This is a genomic window from Chitinophagaceae bacterium (assembly GCA_016699815.1).
Taxonomy (GTDB): Bacteria; Bacteroidota; Bacteroidia; order Chitinophagales; family Chitinophagaceae; genus Ferruginibacter.
The window spans coordinates 1,254,059-1,273,629 of record CP065012.1 but is presented as its reverse complement, the minus strand read 5'-3'; the positions used below and the strand labels follow the sequence as shown (position 1 = coordinate 1,273,629).

General features: G+C 38.3%; 18 protein-coding genes. 9 read left to right on the top strand and 9 right to left on the bottom strand.

Features of this window, described 5'->3' with window-relative positions:
- Nucleotides 1-23 precede the first annotated feature (23 nt).
- The 3 genes from gatB to alaS all read right to left on the bottom strand — a co-directional run bounded on the left by gatB (nt 24) and on the right by alaS (nt 5,435).
- Nucleotides 24-1,460: an Asp-tRNA(Asn)/Glu-tRNA(Gln) amidotransferase subunit GatB gene (gatB, locus tag IPO46_05615; protein QQS64061.1), complete on the bottom strand. Its 1,437-nt coding sequence runs from the start codon at nt 1,458-1,460 to the stop codon at nt 24-26.
- Between the two features lie 90 nt (nt 1,461-1,550).
- Complete coding sequence (locus IPO46_05610) at nt 1,551-2,666, bottom strand: PDZ domain-containing protein (protein ID QQS64060.1); 1,116 nt, start codon at nt 2,664-2,666, stop codon at nt 1,551-1,553.
- A gap of 129 nt (nt 2,667-2,795) precedes the next feature.
- The gene (gene alaS, locus IPO46_05605) at nt 2,796-5,435 is read right to left on the bottom strand and encodes an alanine--tRNA ligase (GenBank protein ID QQS64059.1); all 2,640 of its coding nucleotides are present in this window, start codon (nt 5,433-5,435) and stop codon (nt 2,796-2,798) included.
- Between the two features lie 199 nt (nt 5,436-5,634).
- Between alaS and IPO46_05600 the strand changes: the two genes are divergently transcribed.
- On the top strand, nt 5,635-6,609 hold the full coding sequence (locus IPO46_05600) for a M23 family metallopeptidase (GenBank protein QQS64058.1): 975 nt from the start codon (nt 5,635-5,637) through the stop codon (nt 6,607-6,609).
- 126 nt (nt 6,610-6,735) lie between these two features.
- On the opposite strand, the gene IPO46_05595 is transcribed toward IPO46_05600, so the two are convergent.
- The gene (locus tag IPO46_05595; GenBank protein ID QQS64057.1) at nt 6,736-7,332 is read right to left on the bottom strand and encodes a ribonuclease HII; all 597 of its coding nucleotides are present in this window, start codon (nt 7,330-7,332) and stop codon (nt 6,736-6,738) included.
- 54 nt (nt 7,333-7,386) lie between these two features.
- Here IPO46_05595 and IPO46_05590 point away from each other — a divergent pair, with 54 nt between their 5' ends.
- Nucleotides 7,387-8,454: a COX15/CtaA family protein gene (locus IPO46_05590; GenBank protein ID QQS64056.1), complete on the top strand. Its 1,068-nt coding sequence runs from the start codon at nt 7,387-7,389 to the stop codon at nt 8,452-8,454.
- A 131-nt stretch (nt 8,455-8,585) separates the two neighbouring features.
- The gene (locus IPO46_05585; protein ID QQS64055.1) at nt 8,586-10,802 is read left to right on the top strand and encodes a hypothetical protein; all 2,217 of its coding nucleotides are present in this window, start codon (nt 8,586-8,588) and stop codon (nt 10,800-10,802) included.
- Between the two features lies 1 nt (nt 10,803).
- Here the strand turns inward: IPO46_05585 and IPO46_05580 are convergent, their stop codons facing one another.
- The 4 genes from IPO46_05580 to IPO46_05565 form a co-directional block, all read right to left on the bottom strand.
- Entirely contained in the window at nt 10,804-11,700 is an 897-nt protein-coding gene (locus tag IPO46_05580) for a YegS/Rv2252/BmrU family lipid kinase (protein QQS64054.1), read from the bottom strand.
- 92 nt (nt 11,701-11,792) lie between these two features.
- Nucleotides 11,793-12,410: a hypothetical protein gene (locus tag IPO46_05575; GenBank protein QQS64053.1), complete on the bottom strand. Its 618-nt coding sequence runs from the start codon at nt 12,408-12,410 to the stop codon at nt 11,793-11,795.
- A gap of 69 nt (nt 12,411-12,479) precedes the next feature.
- On the bottom strand, nt 12,480-12,893 hold the full coding sequence (locus IPO46_05570; GenBank protein ID QQS64052.1) for a transcriptional repressor: 414 nt from the start codon (nt 12,891-12,893) through the stop codon (nt 12,480-12,482).
- Nucleotides 12,894-12,903: 10 nt separating this feature from the next.
- Nucleotides 12,904-13,629: an SCO family protein gene (locus IPO46_05565; GenBank protein ID QQS64051.1), complete on the bottom strand. Its 726-nt coding sequence runs from the start codon at nt 13,627-13,629 to the stop codon at nt 12,904-12,906.
- Between the two features lie 141 nt (nt 13,630-13,770).
- Between IPO46_05565 and IPO46_05560 the strand changes: the two genes are divergently transcribed.
- The 6 genes from IPO46_05560 to IPO46_05535 all read left to right on the top strand — a co-directional run bounded on the left by IPO46_05560 (nt 13,771) and on the right by IPO46_05535 (nt 18,539).
- Entirely contained in the window at nt 13,771-14,169 is a 399-nt protein-coding gene (locus IPO46_05560; GenBank protein QQS64050.1) for a MerC domain-containing protein, read from the top strand.
- Nucleotides 14,170-14,245: 76 nt separating this feature from the next.
- Nucleotides 14,246-15,022 (top strand): MBL fold metallo-hydrolase, encoded by a 777-nt coding sequence (locus IPO46_05555; GenBank protein ID QQS64049.1) that lies wholly within the window; start codon nt 14,246-14,248, stop codon nt 15,020-15,022.
- Nucleotides 15,023-15,092: 70 nt separating this feature from the next.
- A complete protein-coding gene (locus tag IPO46_05550) occupies nt 15,093-16,007 on the top strand; it encodes a helix-hairpin-helix domain-containing protein (protein QQS64048.1) in 915 nt (304 codons plus the stop codon).
- A 59-nt stretch (nt 16,008-16,066) separates the two neighbouring features.
- Entirely contained in the window at nt 16,067-17,206 is a 1,140-nt protein-coding gene (locus IPO46_05545; protein ID QQS64047.1) for an acyl-CoA dehydrogenase family protein, read from the top strand.
- A 150-nt stretch (nt 17,207-17,356) separates the two neighbouring features.
- Nucleotides 17,357-17,614, top strand: coding sequence for a GlsB/YeaQ/YmgE family stress response membrane protein (locus IPO46_05540; protein ID QQS64046.1), 258 nt, complete (start codon nt 17,357-17,359; stop codon nt 17,612-17,614).
- 85 nt (nt 17,615-17,699) lie between these two features.
- The gene (locus IPO46_05535) at nt 17,700-18,539 is read left to right on the top strand and encodes an N-acetylmuramoyl-L-alanine amidase (protein ID QQS64045.1); all 840 of its coding nucleotides are present in this window, start codon (nt 17,700-17,702) and stop codon (nt 18,537-18,539) included.
- A gap of 14 nt (nt 18,540-18,553) precedes the next feature.
- Here IPO46_05535 and IPO46_05530 read toward each other — a convergent pair whose 3' ends face one another.
- Complete coding sequence (locus tag IPO46_05530) at nt 18,554-19,570, bottom strand: metallophosphoesterase (protein QQS64044.1); 1,017 nt, start codon at nt 19,568-19,570, stop codon at nt 18,554-18,556.
- Nucleotide 19,571 lies beyond the last annotated feature (1 nt).

Genomic DNA, 19,571 nt, shown 5'->3' with positions numbered 1-19,571 from the left:
GCCTGGTTGAAACAGGCTGGTTATTAATTAAGTTTTTCTAATAAAATTTTATTTACGGCATTCATATCTGCCTTGCCCTTGCTGAGTTTTTTTACCTCGCCTGCAAAAAGGCCAATTAATCCTTTTTTGCCGGATTGGTATTCTTTTACTTTTTCAGGCATTTTGTTGATTACTTCATTCACCCATTCTTCTGTTGTGGCTTCATCTTTTACCTGTAATAAATTAAGCGCTGTTGCTGCTTCTGTTGCAGATTTTAAAGGATGGTTTATTAAGTGTTGTAATATTTTTCCTGAAGCATTACCAAAGTTTAGTGTGCCGTTTTCTACCATTTCAATAAGCGCCGCAATTGTAGAAAAGGAAACCGGGAATTTACTTAAACTCATATTATGTTCATTACAATAAGATTTTATGGGGCCAATCACCCAATTGGAAGCCGCTTTAATTGCGTTAGTATGTTCAAGTAAAGTTTCAAAAAAACAGGCATCTTCTTTATCGGCGCAAATAGTACCTGCTGTATTGGGAGAAAGTTCATATTTGCCGGTATATTTTTTATACAAAACTTCGGGCAATACAGGCATTGCCGATTTAATTTTTTGTAAAAATTCGTTACTTATAAAAATGGGTGGTAAATCAGGTTCGGGAAAATAGCGGTAGTCTTCGGCTTCTTCTTTTGAACGTAGCGCAAATGTAGTTCCTGTGCCGGCATCAAAGCTCCGGGTTTGCTGCATAATTTTTTCGCCCTTTTCGGTAATTTCTATAAGCCGGTTTATTTCATAATCAATGGCCAGCTTTACATTGCGTATGCTGTTGAGGTTTTTAACTTCTACCCTTGTACCCAATGTGGTTGCAGCTTTTAAGCGTATAGAAATATTGGCATCGCAGCGCATGCTGCCTTCTTCCATATTCCCGTTGCATACATTAAGCCACCTTAGAAGCCTGCGCAGGTTAGTTAAATAAGTATAAGCATCTTCGGCGCTATGCAGGCAGGGCTCTGTTACAATTTCCAAAAGTGGTATGCCGGCACGGTTTAAATCTATGCAGGTAAAATTATCATCAAGGTCGTGTATACTTTTTCCGGCATCTTCTTCAATATGTATGCGGTTTAATAAAACTTTTTTGTTTTCGCCAATAGGTAAATATCCTCCCCGGCAAATAGGCGCCGTATGCTGGCTCACCTGGTAGGCTTTGGGCAAATCGGGATAAAAATAATTTTTTCGGGCAAAATAATTATGCTGCACAATGTTGCAATGCATTGCCAATCCTAATTTAACGGCAAGCTCCGTTACGGCTTTGTTCATTACCGGCAAAGTGCCCGGGTGCGCAAGGGAAACCGGGCTTACTTGTGTGTTGGGGTCTGCGCCAAATGCCGTACTGTCGCCACAAAATAATTTACTTTGGGTAAGCAATTGTGCATGTACTTCAAGGCCAATAACTGCCTCGTATTTATGGTTTTTTTCCACGGCGGCAAAGATACAAATTGCTACAGCATAAAAGGAAAGCGCCACGGTATAATCAATGGCGCTTTATTATTTTAACTTTTGAATTAACGGTTATAACTCTGCAGTTTTTAATTTTTTGGGGATTTTAATGGTAAAGTTCATTGCGTTGCCATTGCGTACTGCTTTTATGCTGTAAGAGGGTTTTTGTTCGGTGCTGCGAAGCTGATCTCTTGCTTCATCGGTATTGGTTACTTTGGCTCCATTGATTTCGGTAATAATATCATCTTTTTTTAAACCTGCAGATGCTGCTAATGAATTTTCTTCCACATCTATAACTTTTACAGCATTTGATTCTTCGGTATCCTGTATTTTAAGCCCCAGTTTTTGGCGATTGAAAAAATCAAAATCTTCCCAATTTCCATATTCGTCAAAAAATTTCTCTTTGTTAAAGTCTTCTGCGCCCCAGTTTTTTGGACCTTTATATCCTGGAACAGTGATTATCCTGTTACGAGGCCCATCGTTAAAGGAAAAAGATTTTGTAAAACTGGGAATCTTTTCTCCCAGGGTTACTTTGGCATACTTTTGCCTGCCATTACGCAGGTAGCTTATTTTTACTTCGTCTTTAGGGTTAAGTTTATTTATAGCAACGGCAAGGTTGTTGCCGGTGTTTATTTTTTCTTCGCCAAGTTTTGTTATAATATCATCTTTTTGCAGGCCGGCTTTTTCTGCAGGGCTGTTTTTTTCTACTGAGCTGATTTTTGCACCTTCATTTGCATTTTCAAAAGCTACACCTAAAAATGCTGTGGAACGGCCGTAGCCCATTACCTCCTTTACTCTGTCGTCATCCATTTCAAATGTGCCGTTTAGCTGAATATCAAAATCCCTCATGATATCATCAATATTTTTTTCAAGTTTTTTTCCTATTACAATCCTGCGGTTGTTGATAGAAATTTCATCATCGTTAAATTCTACTAATGGCTTGCCGTTTACCATCACTTTTTTATTATCAAAAGATAAAATAATGGTTTTGTCTTTATCGCCTTTTTTGCGAATGATGATTTCCTGCGTTTCCGATTTTTGGCCGGGTGGTGGCGGTGGAGGAGGAGGAGGTGGCGGCGCAACCGGCGGCGGCGGTGGAGGTGGTGGGTTATCGTTTTGCGCCATTGCTTTTTGGCTGCAAAAGGCAAAAAACCAGGTAATAATCCCTAAGGCAATAATTCTTTTCATGGCATAATTAATTTATGTACTAATAATTTCGTACATCAAATCTAAGGGTAAAAATTCATTTACGAAACATTTCGGATAAAAAATTTTTCCTTTAACAATATTTTGGGAAATATGCAAAAGAACTACTTGTTATAAAAGCGTTTTTACTTTAGCTATAACCGTATTCAGTTGCGAAACATCCTGCCCGCCGGCAGTTGCCAGGTTTTTTTGGCCACCGCCGCCGCCTTGTATTAATGGGCTTACCGTTTCTTTAATTATTTTTCCGGCATCTAGGTTTTTGGCTGCTACAACGGTATCGCTTATGCCAATGGCAACATGGGCTTTGCCGCCAATATTGGCGCATAATACCACAAGGTAATTGTGTAAATGATTTTTCAGGTCGAAGCATAATTTTTTCAGTGCATCGGTATGGGGCACTTCTACAATATCTCCTATAAATGTAACCTGGTTGATGATTTCATCTTTTTGAAGCAGTTCATTCCTTATTGCCACCAATTGCCGGGCTTCAAGGCTTTCGATACGTTTTTTTAATTCAACATTTTCTGTTTGCAGCAATTCTACGGCTTTAGGAACATCTTTGGGGTTTTTTAATAATGCATGTATAAGTTTGTTATCTTCAAATGCAAGACGAATGAAATTTTCTGCTGCATGTCCGCAAACTGCTTCAATACGGCGTACACCTGCAGCAATAGCGCTTTCGCTTTTAATTTTAAACAGGCCTATTTGCCCGGTGCTGCCTACATGGCAACCGCCACATAGTTCTACAGAATAATTGGGGTCAATAATTACCACACGTACCATATCGCCATACTTTTCACCAAATAATGCCATTGCACCCAATGCAAGCGCATTGTTTTTGGGCATAGATTTTATTACTACCGGAATATTTTCCCTTATTTTTTCATTCACCTGTTTTTCAACTTTTGCTATTTCTTCGTCGGTCATTTTTGTAAAATGAGAAAAGTCGAAGCGCAGGTGTTCATTGTTAACTAAACTGCCTTTTTGGGCAACATGCATACCCAATATTTTTCGTAAAGCTGCATGCATTAAATGTGTGGCGCTATGATGAACCGTTATGGCTTTTCGGTTAGATGCATTTACGATTGCTTGAACTGCTCCATTTAAATTTGCCGGAATTTCTTCTGCAAAGTGAATAATAAGGTCATTTTCTTTTTTGGTATCTACAATCTCAATTTCCGCATCGGAAAATATGAGTTTGCCGGTATCGCCAACCTGACCGCCGCTTTCGGCATAAAAAGGTGTTTGTGCCAGTACTAGCTGGTACAACTCTTTGCCTTTTCCTATTACTTTTCGGTAACGCAATACTTCGGTGGCCGTTTCTAATGTATCATATCCTGCAAATCCCAGGCTGTTTGCATCGTTGAGTATTTGCCAGTCGCTGCTGTCTAAAGTTGTGGCGGCACGGCTGCGGTTTTTTTGCTGCTGCATTTGGGCTTCAAAGCCTGCTTCATCAACCGTTAAATTATTTTCGCCTGCAATTAAACGGGTAAGGTCTATCGGAAAACCAAAAGTATCCAGTAATTCAAAAGCATCTCCGCCACTGATGATACTATTTTTTTGTGCAGCCATTATTGCATCAATTCTTTTAAGGCCTTTATCCAGCGTTCTTAAAAAAGCTTCTTCTTCTTCTTTAATTACTTTAGCAACAAATTCCTGTTGTTGCCATAATTCTGGAAACACATCTTTAAACTGCTGGGCAATTACCGTTACCAACTGATGCAGCAAAGGTTGTTTATACGCTAAATAAGTATAATAATACCTTACGGCCCTTCTTAAAATACGGCGTATTACATAACCTGCGCCGGAGTTGGAGGGAAGCTGGCCATCTGCAATGGTAAAACTTATGGCTCGTATATGGTCGGCAAGTACACGAAAGGCAATAGAAGGTTTATCATTTTGGCCCTGATAATTTTTGCCAACTATTTTGCCAATGGCAATTATCGTTCCGCTAAAAATATCCGTATCGTAATTGCTTTGCTTGCCTTGCAGCACTCTTACGAGCCTTTCAAAACCCATTCCGGTATCTACATGTTTGGCGGGGAGCAACTCCAGGCCGCCGTCTTTTTTGCGGTTAAATTGAATAAATACATTGTTCCAAATTTCAATCACCTGCGGATGATCGTTGTTTACCAAAGTTTTTCCATCGGTTTTTTTGCGTTCTTCATCGCTGCGGCAGTCCACATGTATTTCAGTGCATGGGCCGCATGGGCCCGTGTCGCCCATTTCCCAAAAATTATCTTTTTTATTGCCTAATAAAATGCGGTCTTCAGCAATTACTTTTTTCCATTCATTATATGCTTCTTCATCTTTGGGTAGGCCTTCTTTTTCATCACCTTCAAAAATGCTCACATAAAGCCTGTCTTTATCCAGCTTGTACACTTCGGTTAATAATTCCCAACTCCAGGCAATGGCTTCTTTTTTAAAATATCCGGCTGTTGGGTTTTTGGGGTCGCCAAAACTCCAGTTGCCCAGCATTTCAAACATAGTATGGTGGTAGGTATCTACGCCCACTTCTTCCAGGTCGTTATGTTTTCCGCTTACCCTTAAGCATTTTTGTGTATCGGCAATACGAGCTGAAGGCGCTGTTTTATTTCCTAAAAAATAATCTTTAAACTGGTTCATGCCGGCATTGGTAAATAATAAAGTAGGATCGTTTTTTACCACAATTGGTGCAGAAGGAACAATAATATGTTGCTTTGATTTAAAGAAATCTAAAAACGCCTGCCTAATTTCTGCTGCCGTATTCATGTATTGAATAATTTATATATGGGGTTGATTTATATTTTTTTGGTGGTTATATTTGTATTTCCTGCATTTGGGCAATACCAATAGGGTGGCAAATATTGTTATTTCCTGTTGCTGAAGAAATTGGCCACATTTCAATTTTTTTTTTGAATTGCAAATGTAATGATTAAGGCAGTATAGCCCCTGATGCAACCAGTGTTTTATGAAAAAAATCAAATACTTCTATAATACACATACGCTGCGTTACGAAAAGTTTGTAACGCCGTTTCGTGTAAGGCTGCTCCGCCTTTTTGGTTTTTTAAGTGCACTGGCCGTAAGTTCCCTTATTATTATTTATCTCTATAACCGTTTTTTTCCCAAACCCGGCGATTTGGAAAGCAGGAGGAAATATGCAGCCTTAAAAGAAAACTTTGATTTACTGCAGGGAAAAATTAAAACCATAGAAAATGACCTGGGTGCATTGGAAAAAAGAGACAATGAAGTTTACCGCTCTATTTTTGAAGCCAATCCATTGCCCGATAGCGCCAGGGCAAAATTAATTGAAAAGCAAAAAGAGTTTGATAAAGTAAGCAGTATAGATGAGGGTATACTGGGGAAAGATATTGCCGCACAACTAAATAATTTAAATGCCCGAATTGCTTTTCAGCAAAAAAGTTATAACGAAATTGAAAAGCTCATTAAAAACCAGGATGAAAAAATGGCGAGCATGCCTGCAATTCAGCCGGTGAGCAATAAGCAGCTTAACCGGGTGGCCAGCGGCTTTGGCTTGCGTATAGACCCTGTATATGGTACACCCAAAATGCATAAAGGTCTTGATTTTAGCGCACCGCAAGGCACACCTATTTATGCAACAGGAGATGGCGTAATAAAGCTTGCCGGCTCAAGCGAAGGCGGTTATGGTAACCATGTAATTATTAATCATGGATATGGTTACGAAACCCTTTATGGCCACATGGTAAGGGTAAAAGCCCGTACCGGGCAAAAAGTGAAAAGGGGTGAAGTAATTGGCTGGGTAGGAAGTACCGGAAAAAGTACCGGCCCGCATTGCCATTACGAAGTGCATATTAACAACCAGGCGGTAGACCCTGTTTACTTTTTTTACAACGATCTTAATGCCGAAGAATACGACCGCTTGCTGAAAATTGCATCAACCGGCAGTGCAAGAAGTTTTGATTAATATAAAAAGCAACCCCAGGTATTGAGATTGCCTTTATTAACAACAATGAACAACTATTTTTATTTAAATAATTATTGCAGCCATTATTTAAGACTTAGCGCTGAGAAAATAGTTTAAAGCATGTTCTTAAAACATTTCTGGTTGCAGCGGTGAAATATTGTAGCTTTTGCGGTGGTATTTACACAATCCAATTTCTTTTATGGCATTGCGGTGTTCTGCGGTTCCATAGCCTTTATTTTGGTTCCAGCCATATTGTGGGAATTCCTCATGCAGCTTTTGCATTAACTCATCCCGGTAGGTTTTAGCCAAAATGCTTGCTGCGGCAATTGATGCATAAGTGGCATCTCCTTTTACAATGCATTGATGAGGGATTTTTTTATAAGGTTTAAACCGGTTACCATCTATGAGCAAAAACCCGGGTTGTATTTTAAGTTTATCCAGTGCCAAATGCATTGCTTTAAAAGATGCCTGCAGGATATTAATTTTATCTATTTCAATATTGCAAATACTGGCAACTGCATAGCTAATGCTTTCTTTTTCAATTATAGGCCTTAGTTCCATCCGCTGGCGGTGCGATAACTTTTTACTGTCGTTTAACAAAGGATGAAAAAAGTTTTGCGGCAGTATTACTGCAGCAGCAAATACCGGCCCGGCATAGCATCCCCTTCCAGCTTCATCAATACCGGCTTCTAATATCCCACGCTGTAAAAATGGTTGTAACATGTAGTAACAATACAAATATCTTTAAAAAATTTTTGCCTCCGTAACTTTGCCTTTATGAATTACCCGCTACAGGAAAAAAATAACAGGCAGGTAGCCCATTGGCTTTTGCTGGGAGTTGCTATGATAGTAATACAGATTTTGCTTGGCGGTATTACAAGGCTTACAGAATCGGGGCTTTCTATTACGGAGTGGAAACCCATAACTGGAACTTTACCGCCATTAAATGATGCCGCCTGGGTAGCTGAGTTTGATAAATATAAAAATACCGATCAGTTTAAATATGTTCACAGCAGTTTTTCGCTCAGCCAGTTTAAATTTATTTTTTTTTGGGAGTGGTTCCACCGGGTTTGGGCAAGGTTAATGGGCATGGTGTTTATTGCCGGGTTTGTATATTTTATTGTAAAGAAGAAATTCAGCCGGCCAATGATAAGCCCAATGATTGTTTTATTTTTATTGGGCGCATTGCAGGGTGCAATAGGCTGGTTAATGGTTAAAAGCGGCCTGGTGCCAGAAAAATTTTATGTGGGCCATGTAGAGCTTACCACCCATTTTTTAGCGGCAGTAATTTTGCTGGTATATACACTTTGGTTTGCCTTAGGCCTCTTGCCCAATTTCAAACAAAAACTTTTAAATGCACCTATTAAAAACTTGCTGGTTGTAATTGCAGTATTGCTTTTGATTCAATTAATTTATGGTGGTTTTATGGCGGGCTTAAGAGCTGGGCAAACTGCAACTACCTGGCCCTCTATCAACCATGCCATGCTTCCACCGGGAATGATGGAGATGCAGCCGGCACCCTCCAATTTTTTTAATAACCCCTTATTGGTTCATTTTATTCATAGGGGATTAGCGTACCTGCTTTTTATTTTGGCAATTGTTTTCTTTTTTGTTTCTAAAAACTTAACGGTAAATACCCTTTTTGCAAAATACAGGCTGGCTTTTATCGTTTTAGTGATGTGCCAGGTGTTGTTAGGTATTGTTACGGTTTTAAATGCTGCAAATCTCAAGGTGCTGGTTGTGCTGGGTGTGTTGCATCAATTTGTGGCTATTTTAGTGGTAATGGCACTAACAACGCTGCTTTTTTTAGTTACCCAAAAAAAAACAACTGCGGCTCCCGTATAATTTTGATAATTATTTTTGCCATGAAATGGGCTATACAAAAATTGATACCAACAGAAAATGTCTGCTGGCAGGATCTATCCCGGCAAGTTGCCGGGGCAAGTTGTGCCAAAGAGTATATATAAAATGAACACATGAACACCTGGTTTAAAAATTTTTATACTTTTTTCCCGGTTCAGTTATTTATACTGCACTTTAGGAAGTACCAGGTATTATTGCTGTTTTGGTATGTACTGTTCAGCTGCATTAATAGTAGTTTTTTAAAATCTTATGGTGCTGATGCCTTGTTTTTTGCGCCTGAATATTTAAATAATGTGGGCATACTGGGTGCTTTTATTGTAGGTATTGCACTCGGTGTGTTTTTTATGAGCTGGCATATTACTACTTTTATTTTGCATAGCCGAAGGTTTAAATTTTTAGCTACTACCACCAACCCTTTTTTAAAATACTGCCTTAATAATAGCATACTTCCAGGCCTTTTTTTAATTTTTTATTTTATAAAACTTTATAAGTATGATGATTACAGGGAGCTGATGGCTTTTAATGAAATTATGCTGCTCATGATAGGTATTTTAGCAGGAGGTGCCACATTGGTACTACTTTCATTTGTATATTTTTTTGGCGCAGATAAAACTATTTCCAAAAGGGTTGCAGCAATTGTGAGCAATCCCGACCAGTTTAAAAAAATTTTTTTGGGAAAAAAGTTGGGGATGGATTTTTTTGCATTGCCCGTAAATTACTACATCACCGGAAGGCTGAAACTAAAAAAAACCCGGAGCGTAAGCCATTACAGAGATGATTTTATAGAAAGTATTTTTAAACGTCATCACCTGGCAGCTATTGTAAGTATTTTACTGGCCTTTCTTTTTTTAATACTGGTTGGTTTCTTTTTAGACAAGCCATTTTTTGAAATGCCTGCAGCAGCCAGTGTATTTATTTTCTTTTCGTTAATGATTGCTTTAATTGGGGCGCTGGCTTATTTTTTACAAAGTTGGAGTCTTCCTGCGGCAATTTTATTGCTGTTGTTTTTTAATTTTCTTTTTGAAAAAGGATATTTAGATCCACGAAATAAAGCCTATGGGTTGGAATACCCGAATAACGATTTAAGACCAAAATATGATCCTGGCTCTTTAAATGCAATTTGTTCTGCAGATATTTTGCAAAAAGATAAAGAGCAGATGATCTCTGTGTTGAATAAATGGAAGACCCGACAGGACTCGGCAAAGCCTTTAATGATATTTATTAATGTGAGTGGTGGTGGGTTGCGGAGCAGCGCTTTTACAATGCATGCTATGCAAAAATTGGATAGTATGCTGCATGGAAAGCTCATGAAAAAAACCTTTTTGATAAGCGGCGCCAGTGGGGGCATGTTGGCTGCAACATACTACCGGGAGCTTTACCGTCGTAAAATTCATGGGGCTTCTATTCATTTATCCAGCCCACAATACCTCAATAACATCACGGGGGATTTACTAAACTCAGTTTTTAGTTCTATGATGGCAAGGGACCTTATGGCATCTTCTTTAAAATTTTCTGTAGGGAATAATAAATATATCAAAGACCGTGGCTATGCCTTTGAAAAAAAACTATCGGAAAATACAAACGATATCTTAAATGTGCAATTGAAGAATATCCAAAAGGATGAAGCAGATGCCACCGTGCCACTACTGTTATTTAATGCCGTGGTTAAAGGCGATGGAAAAAAAATGATTTTAAGTACACTGCCTATGAGTTTTATGATGAAGCCAGTTGCATTGCAAAAGGATACGTCCATAAGCCCGGATGCTGTTGACTTTGCGGCCCTTTTTAAAAACCAGCAACCCATGAATCTCCGCCTGCTTTCTGCTTTAAGGATGAATGCAACTTTTCCTTACGTATTGCCCAATGTATGGTTGCCCACAAACCCGGTTATTGATGTAATGGATGCCGGTCTAAGGGATAATTTTGGTCAGGAAGCCACTTTGCGTTTCCTGGATAATTTTAAAAACTGGGTTGAAGAAAATACTTCGGGTGTATTGATCATACAAATAAGAGACAGAAATACCAGCAACTGGATGCCACCATTTGAACCCCGTACAGCAACCGATGTACTGGTTTCCCCGGCAACAATGCTGCAAAATAATTGGTTTAGGATGCAGGATTATTACCAGGACACTGATTTTGCCTATTTTAAAAATTCATTCGGCACAATGCTTAAAAAAGTTATGGTAATGTATATCCCTCAAAAACCCGATAAAAAAGTAGCCTTAAATTTTCATTTAACCGCAAGAGAAAAAAGGGATATTATTGAATCTTTTGACTCGCCCAATACCTTACATGCTGTAAAAGAAATTATTGAACTGCTTAATTAAATTATGGTTGCAACAACTTAAAGGCATTTTCTTTTATTTTTATTTCAAAATAATTAGTTGTTTCTGCAGGTTCCCCATCTATATGCAAAGGCGCTAAAGCTGGGTTCTCAATTTGCAGTTCCTTTACCTGGTAGTAATGTACTTTTTGCCTGCTATTTTGTTTTTGGATATGCGGCATTACTTTACCAAAAATAATTTGCTTAAAAAGGGCATATAAAATACTCAATTTATAATCCTTTTTAACAATCACTACATCCAGCAAACCATCAGCAATACTGGCTTTTGGAGCAATAGTAACATTATTGCCAAATTGGTTGCTATTGGCGACGCTTATAAAAAAAGCGGGGGTTTCTATTTTTTCTCCATTAATATGTATAATGAACGGGTAGGAGGATACTGAAAAAAAATTCTTTATTGTTTGTTCTATATATGTAGCTAACCCACGGGTTGACTGCGAAGCAAAATCATGGGCTACCTGAGCATCAAAGCCCAGCCCGCAAAGCATGCAGCTAAAGTGCCGGTTTATATAAAACCCATCAATATAAGATGCCTTGCCCCTATAAATAATATCAAGCGCCTTACCAATACCGGTTGCAATGCCTGCTGCACGGGCAAGCCCGTTTCCGGAACCCATGGGTAAAATTCCAATATGGACAGGTATACCCTGTAATGCGGCTGCTACCTGGTTAATACTGCCATCACCGCCACAAACTATTACATCGGTAATATTTTCTGTATGTATTTTTTCAATTAGAAAGCTATAGTTGCCGGATGCTTGTGTAGGTAAAATTTCAAATGGCAAACCGGCCTTTTTCGTTTTTCTAATAACCTGCTTTTGTAAAGCCTCTTTACTTTTTGTGCCCGCAACAGGATTGATGAGAAAAATAAGCTTTCGCATTTTGCAATATTATGCTTTATCCTGAAGCTTAAAAAAACCGCATAATATTATGCGGTTTTTTTTAATACAATCCCATGCTTGTAATTGTAATTTTATTGGGTAAAACCTTTAATTAAATCCAGTAAACCACCGCCATTTCGGGCTTGCTGCTGTTGTGCGCCCTGAGCAAGCTGGCCAATTACTTCCAGTATGCCTGGTGATTGTTGCTGCTGCTGGCCGTTACCAACTCCGGTAAACTGGTTGATAAGGTTTGTAATATTAAATTGTGGATTTTGCTGTGCAACCTGTTCTGTTTGGCCGCCAGTAATGGATTTCAACAGGTTTTCTATGGAAAAAGCGCTATTGCCGCTGTCGTTAATATTACCAATAAGGGAGCTTATAACCCCGGGAATCAATGAATTGGCAATACTGCTTGCCTGGGCATTTCCAATATTCATTTTATTCATGAGTTTTCCGGCAAAATGTCCAATCATCATAGAAACAATAGGGTTGGAAAGTAGGCTGCTTTTGCCTTGCTGCTGGTTATTGCCGCTAAGTAATGAAATAAGGCTTTGGATACCGCCCCCTGCAACTATATTCCTAAGGCCCGAGGCTACGGTATTTGTAGCTTCGGCTACTACTTCAGTTTGTTGGTCTGGAGCAATTTCGGTACTGTTTGATGCTGATTCCCCGGCAACATTTTTTACCAGGTTAAATAATTCTTCTAACATTTTATGTTTGGTTTATTTTAAAAAAGTATGTGTTTTTTAAAGACGAAAATTTCGAACAATAGTTTCAGATTATATGCAATTTTTACAAAGTCCGGTTACAATCATTGCTGCCTGTATGGGCCGAAAGCCAACTGGGAGTTTTACCGCAGGTACGGTTACTTCATCGAGGCAAACGGTTGCTTCACATTGGTTACAAACAAAATGTACATGGTTATCGTGGTGATGGCCTTTTTCACAGTTGTGTTTACAAAGGGCGTATAAAATAGAATTATCTGTAGTAGGAACCTGGTGAATAATACCCTTTTCCACAAAAGTTTGTAAGGTACGGTAAACAGTTACCCTGTCCACTGCCAGGCCGGTTTTTTTTTCAATATCCGCATGGGCCAGCGCACCATCACTATTATAAAATAGTTCCAGTATTTTCATGCGGCCATCTGTAATGCTTAGACTGTTTCTTTTTAAAATGTCTGGAATATTGTTCATGTTGTGTAAATTATCCAGGGTTATTGCCAAAGCCATCCATAAAGCGCTTTGTAGTAACTTTTTCTTTCAATAAATTTTTTATATCTCCAATAAGTTTTTCAATTTCCCGGTTTTCCAGGCCATCGTAAATACCACGTACCCGGTTATTTTTATCTACCAGGGCAAAAAACTGGGAATGTAAAAACTGGTCGCCAATATGTTGAGTGCTATCCGGTTTATCGTTATCAATTATGTAACCTTGCCTTGCCAGTTTATACAACAAGATTTTATCGCCGGTTAAAAAATACCAATTGGTATTTGTAAATTTTTCAAGGCTGTCAGTATGTATAATTTTATAACTGCCGTTTGGATTTTGGGTTAAAGCGCCGGCAAGCATTTTGGCTTCATATTTTTTTAAAACGGGTATGCTATCGGTTTCGGGCATGCAGGTGTGTGAAGCTATTAAAAAACCCGGTTCGTTTTTGTAAGCTTCATAAACCCTTCGAAGGTTTAGGTTCATTTTGGGGCAAATGCCTTTGCATGTGGTAAAGAAATATTCTGCAACATACACTTTACCATCCACAATGCTTTTGGTAAAAGCTTTTCCATTTTGATCTTTAAAACTAAACTCGGGTATAGTGGCATTAATTACTTTTAATTTAGACTTTGAAAAATCATAATCCCAAAACACAAAAGCCAAAAACAGGGTAAAGAGTAAGGCAAAAAACCCTATATAGATGATAAATTTTTTCTTCACAACAATTTCAATTAGGTTACCTGTAAAATTAAAGCACTAGTGGCGTAAGTAGAAAAAAACACTTTTCGGCGGCTTTATAACAAGGCAAAGGTAAATAAATTTTTTGCAATATTGTTGCAAATATTATAATTTTGCTGCAGGATGAATCATAAAATTAATTGGGATGGTTTAGGGGTAACCACATCGTTAATATGTGCCATACATTGTGCAGTATTGCCTTTGTTATTTACCAGCCTGCCATTATTTGGGGGAGATATTATTCATAACGATTATTTTGAATGGAGCATGATTGCACTGGCTTTTATGATTGGTGTATATTCTTTAAGCCATGGATTTTTAAAACAGCACCGCCAATTTTTTCCCCTGGTAATTTTTTGTTTGGGGTTTAGCCTGCTGTTGGCTAAAGAAATATTTATTGAATTTGAGCTGATCTTTTTGTTTCCTGCAATTGCGTTAATTATTGCAGCGCATTTTTTTAATTACAGGCTTTGTAAAAAAAGCAGGTGTACCGTACCGGGCCATCAGCAGCATTTGCATTAACGGCAATACTTTTTATTTGCTATCTTCGTTGTGCTTTTTTTTGACAGAATAAAAGGGCTTTAACAGCCTGTGATTTATGCATTATCCCCCACTTACCATTACTTTTTTGGGCACCGGTACCAGCAGTGGCGTACCCATGATAGCCTGCAACTGTGCGGTTTGCAGCTCAGCCGATAAAAAAGACAACCGTTTGCGCAGCAGTATAATGGTGCAAAGTAGCAATACAACCCTTGTTGTGGATACCACACCCGATTTTCGTTTCCAGATGTTACGCAGTAAGGTAAAAAAACTGGATGCAGTTATTTTTACGCATCCGCATAAAGATCATACTGCCGGGCTTGATGATGTAAAAGCCTTTAATTATTTTGGCAATGCTGCAGTACAGGTATATGCCAATGAGCTTACCCAAAAAGCATTAAAAAATGAATTTTATTATGTATTTACAAAAGAGAAATATCCCGGAATACCGGAAATTGAATTAAATACTATTGACGAAGAAATATTTGTAGTAGGTGACATTCCCATAATTCCTATAAAAGTATGGCACCTGCACATGCCGGTACTGGGTTTTAGGTTTGGTAATTTTACCTATATTACAGATGCCAACCGAATTGAAGTAGTAGAAAAAGAAAAAATAAGGGGCAGCGAAATACTGGTATTAAATGCACTTCGGCATAAAGAGCATGTTTCTCATTTTACCTTAAGCCAGGCTATTGCCCTTGCAGATGAATTGCAAATACCTCAATGCTATTTTACACATATTAGCCACCAATTGGGTAACCATACCGATGTAAGCGCCACATTGCCCCCAAACCGTAACCTGGCCTATGACCTATTACAGTTGAAATGCTAAAAAATGCCTAATTCCGGGTATTGTCTCAAATTTCTTTTGGGGATAATTTTATAGCTTAAAAAGTGTTATCATGTTTTTAAGCGTAAAAAAATACTTTGAGTTTACAGCAAAAGAAAGATCGGGGATTTTAGTGCTGCTTGGCTTTGTATTTTTATTCTCATTAATTCCTTTTGCATATCCACTTATTGCCGGTAATGCCGTAATTGACAACAACCGCTTCAATAGGGAACTGAAATGGCTTGCCACTGAAAAAAATTATAATCAACCCCGCCAAAATAATACTACACCAAAAAGTGAGTATAAAAAAGAAAGCAGTACAGCAGCAACACTTTTTTACTTTGACCCAAATACACTAAATGCCGAAGGCTGGATGAAACTCGGTATTAAAGAAAAAACAGCATTAACCATTCAAAAATATATATCAAAAGGGGGCAAATTCAGGAAGCCCGAAGACATTGAAAAAATTTGGGGATTAAATCCCTTAGATGTGGAACGCCTTATACCTTATGTGCGTATTTCCATTGCAGAAAAGGCTACTAATTTTAAAGTTGCTGCATACCCCAATAAATATGAGAAAAAAGAGTTACAAAAAGTAGATATCAACCTTGCGGATACCAGCATATTTATAGCTTTGCCGGGCATTGGGCCGGGTTTTGCAAAGCGTATCGTAAACTTCAGAACCAGGCTCGGCGGCTTTTATGCAGTAGAACAAGTAGGCGAAACTTATGGACTACCCGATAGCACATTTCAAATAGTAAGGCCCTACCTTATCGTAAAATCCGGAAATATTAAAAAAATTAATATCAACACTGCAAATTTGGAAGAACTAAAAACCCATCCCTATATACGTTATAACCTGGCCAATGTAATTGTAAATTTTCGTAACCAACATGGCAACTTTGCTACAGTGGAAGACATCAAAAAAATTATGATCCTCTCTGATGAAGCATATGATAAGTTGCAGCCCTATTTAGCGGTAAATTAAACGGCTTTGCAGCTATACCTTAAATACTTTATTTTTGCTGCTCAACACTTAATTGCAAGATGAATTTTTCTCAAAGCGAGCTTACATCACAGGTTGCTGCCAGTGCCCGTGAATTTGCAAATCAACATATTAAACCGTATTTAATGAAATGGGATGAATCCCAGGAATTTCCCATGCAGGTATTTAAAGAAATGGGTAAAATGGGATTTATGGGTGTATTGGTTCCTGAAGAATATAGCGGTGCTGGCCTGGGATATTTTGAATACAGTGCCGTAATACAGGAAGTTGCCAAGGTATGTGGAAGCGTGGGCCTTTCGCTGGCTGCACACAATTCTCTTTGTACCGGCCATATACTCAGCTTTGGCAATGAAGTGCAAAAGAAAAAATATTTAAACAAACTGGCTACCTGCGAATGGCTTGGTGCATGGGGCCTTACCGAACCCAATACCGGAAGCGATGCAGGAAATATGAAAACCACTGCAATAAAACAGGGAGATAATTGGGTACTAAATGGCACTAAAAATTTTATTACGCATGGTATAAGCGGCGATATAGCTGTTGTTATTTGTCGCACTGGTGAGCCCAGGGCTAAAGATAACAGTACCGCATTTATTATAGAAAGGGGAATTGCAGGCTTTAGTGGCGGAAAAAAAGAAGATAAGTTGGGAATGCGTGCCAGCGAAACTGCTGAAATGATATTTGACAACTGTATCATATCGGATGCAAACAGGCTGGGTGAAGTTGGCGCCGGTTTTAAACAAGCCATGAAAGTATTGGATGGCGGACGCATTTCTATTGCAGCGCTTGCCCTGGGTATTGCAAAAGGTGCTTATGAAGCAGCTATAAAATATTCAAAAGAGCGCCAGCAATTTGATAAACCAATTGCTCAGTACCAGGCCATTTCATTTAAGCTGGCCGATATGGCAACAAAAATAGAATGTGCAGAACTGCTCATTAACCAGGCATGTAACCTTAAAATGAAAAGCCTGCCCATGACAAAAGAAGCAGCAATGGCAAAATATTATGCCAGCGAAATTTCTGTAGAAGTAAGTACCGATGCGGTGCAAATTTTTGGCGGCTATGGCTATATAAAAGATTTTCCTGTAGAAAAATTTTACCGGGACAGTAAGCTTTGTACCATTGGCGAAGGCACAAGTGAAGTGCAAAAAATGGTAATAAGCAGGGAAATTATGCATTGAGGTTATTAAGCATTTTCCACCAAAAATTTAATGGTGCTTAAAATGAGATTTATTGTGTGATGCAGGTTAAATTTTTTTTGCTAAATTTATCATTGGCTTTAATTTATTTTTGCCAGTTCTTTAATCTTTTAACACTTAAAACATTTTATTATGGGAATTATTTCATGGGTTGTATTTGGTTTAATAGCCGGAGCAATTGCCAAGCTTTTACACAAGGGCGAAGATCCCGGTGGTTGGATAGTTACTATTTTAATTGGTATTGCCGGCGCTTTTGTGGGTGGCTTTTTAACCAAAACCCTCTTTGGATGGGATAGCCAGGGTTGGTCTTTTAAAAGCCTTATTAGTGCTGTGGGCGGTGCTTTTATTTTACTGGTATTATACAGGCTTATTACTAAAAAACGCTCCTGATTTTTTTAATAAATTTTTTAATAGCCTTCCTTGCGAAGGCTTTTTTATTTTTAAAACCTGTATTGCGTTTCTTTAACTTTGAAAAATGTTTAAAACACATTTGCATAAATATTTGTTTGGTTGTTTTTTTGTAGCAATACTTGCTTCGTGCGCCACAAGCAACCCATATTCCAAAACCAATAAAATTTCTGAAGAGCGCAACAAAGATTTGGTGCGCCAAATCTCCGGCCATGCTGCAGATACCGTAAAGGCCGATTCAATAAAAAAACCTGTAAGCCTGGCTTTTACCACCAATTTTAATTTACGTAAACCCAACTATGTAATTATTCACCATACGGCACAAAACAGTTGCGAAAAAACGGTGCAAACTTTTACCGCCGACAGTACAGAAGTAAGTGCACACTACGTAATTTGTAAAGACGGTACGCTCCACCACATGCTCAATGATTATTTAAGGGCCTGGCATGCCGGCGCATCAAAATGGGGAAACAATACCGATATGAACTCTGTTTCCATAGGTATTGAATTAGACAATTCCGGCGTAGATACATTTACTATTGCTCAGCTAAATGTATTGGAAGCGTTGTTGATCAAATTAAAAATGGAGTATAATATTCCAGCTGCAAATTTTATTGGTCATGCCGATGTTGCGCCTACCCGTAAAACTGATCCAAACGTATATTTTCCCTGGAAATATTTTGCCGAAAGAGGTTTTGGACTTTGGTATGATGATACAGCAAATATAAAACTACCACAGGGTTTCAATCCTGTTTTGGCATTAAAGATTATTGGCTACGATGTAAAAAATACAGATGCTGCCATTGAAGCTTTTCGCAGGCATTTTTTAGCAAAAGAAACAAAAGGCACATTATCAAACGGTGAAAAAAAAGTTTTGTATGCACTTATGCAAAAGTGTTTGCAATAAGTAATATTTTGTTTTCAGGTATTTAAATCATGCATGAGCTCATCCAGTTTTTTTTCTTCAAGCACCAATCTCATAGGTTCGGTTTCTTCATTGGTCCATTTTATGAGCCGTATATAACCGCCAGAAATTTCTATGCCTGTAATATCGCCATCATTAAAGCAACAGCAACCTGTGTTAAAATACGATGCTTTTAAATCCTGGCCTTTGTCTTTTAGCTCAATGGTATTGCCAGGGTGGGAGTAATATTTCCCTGATGCAAATACCGGTTTATGAGTATGGCCGGTAATTAATATTAAATTTCTTCGGTGGCTGCTCCAGTCATACATTAAATGGTTGTGCTTGTTCCTAAGGGTAAAATCGGTGCTTGGTGCATTTATATTGATGCGTAAATACCTTTGGAGCGGCATCCAGATATGTGCCACAACCCAGGCGCTAAAGGCATTGCCGCTGCTCATTTTATCGCCCTGGTGGCCATGCGTTAACAGGATGGAAATGGTATTTGTTGTATTGATTACTTTGAGCAGTATACCTTCATGAACTACAAAAGGTTTGGGAAATTTTTTGTTTAAAAATAAATTTACATCCAATGGGCTTTTCCATAAAATATCATGGTTGCCAAAAGCTTTAAAGTACCTGCCGGGATGAAACTGCGCTTCTGCTGCAAAACTATTTTCATTGTGTTTTAAAACTTCGGTAATATTAAATTTCCAAAGCTCTTCGCTGTCGCCCAGGTTAATAAAAGTGTACTGCTGCCGATTATAAAAATTTAATGCGGCTATATAGTTTTTTTCACATGCCGCAAAATCGTCGGCCCAGCTGCGGTTTCCTTTATGCTGGTCGCTAAAAACGATGAACTTATCTATGCTACTGTCAATATTTAAAATGGCCAGCCTCTTTTTGAATCTGTTTCCCTTGCTGTTATATAAATTGCTTAATGCTTTAAATACCGATTTTTGTTTTGGGGCTTTTGACAGGTAATCCAGTATCCATAAAATAGGCTTTTTTAAGATAAATTGTAAAAATTTGCGCATA

Excerpts from the sequence above, each read along its gene's own strand:
- IPO46_05555 (QQS64049.1), top strand. The coding sequence starts at position 14,246 with ATGCATTATCCCCCACTTACCATTACTTTTTTGGGCACCGGTACCAGC.
- IPO46_05530 (QQS64044.1), bottom strand. The coding sequence starts at position 19,570 with ATGCGCAAATTTTTACAATTTATCTTAAAAAAGCCTATTTTATGGATA.
- IPO46_05600 (QQS64058.1), top strand. The coding sequence starts at position 5,635 with ATGAAAAAAATCAAATACTTCTATAATACACATACGCTGCGTTACGAA.
- IPO46_05540 (QQS64046.1), top strand. The coding sequence starts at position 17,357 with ATGGGAATTATTTCATGGGTTGTATTTGGTTTAATAGCCGGAGCAATT.
- IPO46_05535 (QQS64045.1), top strand. The coding sequence starts at position 17,700 with ATGTTTAAAACACATTTGCATAAATATTTGTTTGGTTGTTTTTTTGTA.
- IPO46_05595 (QQS64057.1), bottom strand. The coding sequence starts at position 7,332 with ATGTTACAACCATTTTTACAGCGTGGGATATTAGAAGCCGGTATTGAT.
- IPO46_05610 (QQS64060.1), bottom strand. The coding sequence starts at position 2,666 with ATGAAAAGAATTATTGCCTTAGGGATTATTACCTGGTTTTTTGCCTTT.
- IPO46_05580 (QQS64054.1), bottom strand. The coding sequence starts at position 11,700 with ATGCGAAAGCTTATTTTTCTCATCAATCCTGTTGCGGGCACAAAAAGT.
- IPO46_05550 (QQS64048.1), top strand. The coding sequence starts at position 15,093 with ATGTTTTTAAGCGTAAAAAAATACTTTGAGTTTACAGCAAAAGAAAGA.
- IPO46_05570 (QQS64052.1), bottom strand. The coding sequence starts at position 12,893 with ATGAACAATATTCCAGACATTTTAAAAAGAAACAGTCTAAGCATTACA.
- alaS (QQS64059.1), bottom strand. The coding sequence starts at position 5,435 with ATGAATACGGCAGCAGAAATTAGGCAGGCGTTTTTAGATTTCTTTAAA.
- IPO46_05590 (QQS64056.1), top strand. The coding sequence starts at position 7,387 with ATGAATTACCCGCTACAGGAAAAAAATAACAGGCAGGTAGCCCATTGG.
- IPO46_05585 (QQS64055.1), top strand. The coding sequence starts at position 8,586 with ATGAACACCTGGTTTAAAAATTTTTATACTTTTTTCCCGGTTCAGTTA.
- IPO46_05545 (QQS64047.1), top strand. The coding sequence starts at position 16,067 with ATGAATTTTTCTCAAAGCGAGCTTACATCACAGGTTGCTGCCAGTGCC.
- IPO46_05575 (QQS64053.1), bottom strand. The coding sequence starts at position 12,410 with ATGTTAGAAGAATTATTTAACCTGGTAAAAAATGTTGCCGGGGAATCA.
- IPO46_05560 (QQS64050.1), top strand. The coding sequence starts at position 13,771 with ATGAATCATAAAATTAATTGGGATGGTTTAGGGGTAACCACATCGTTA.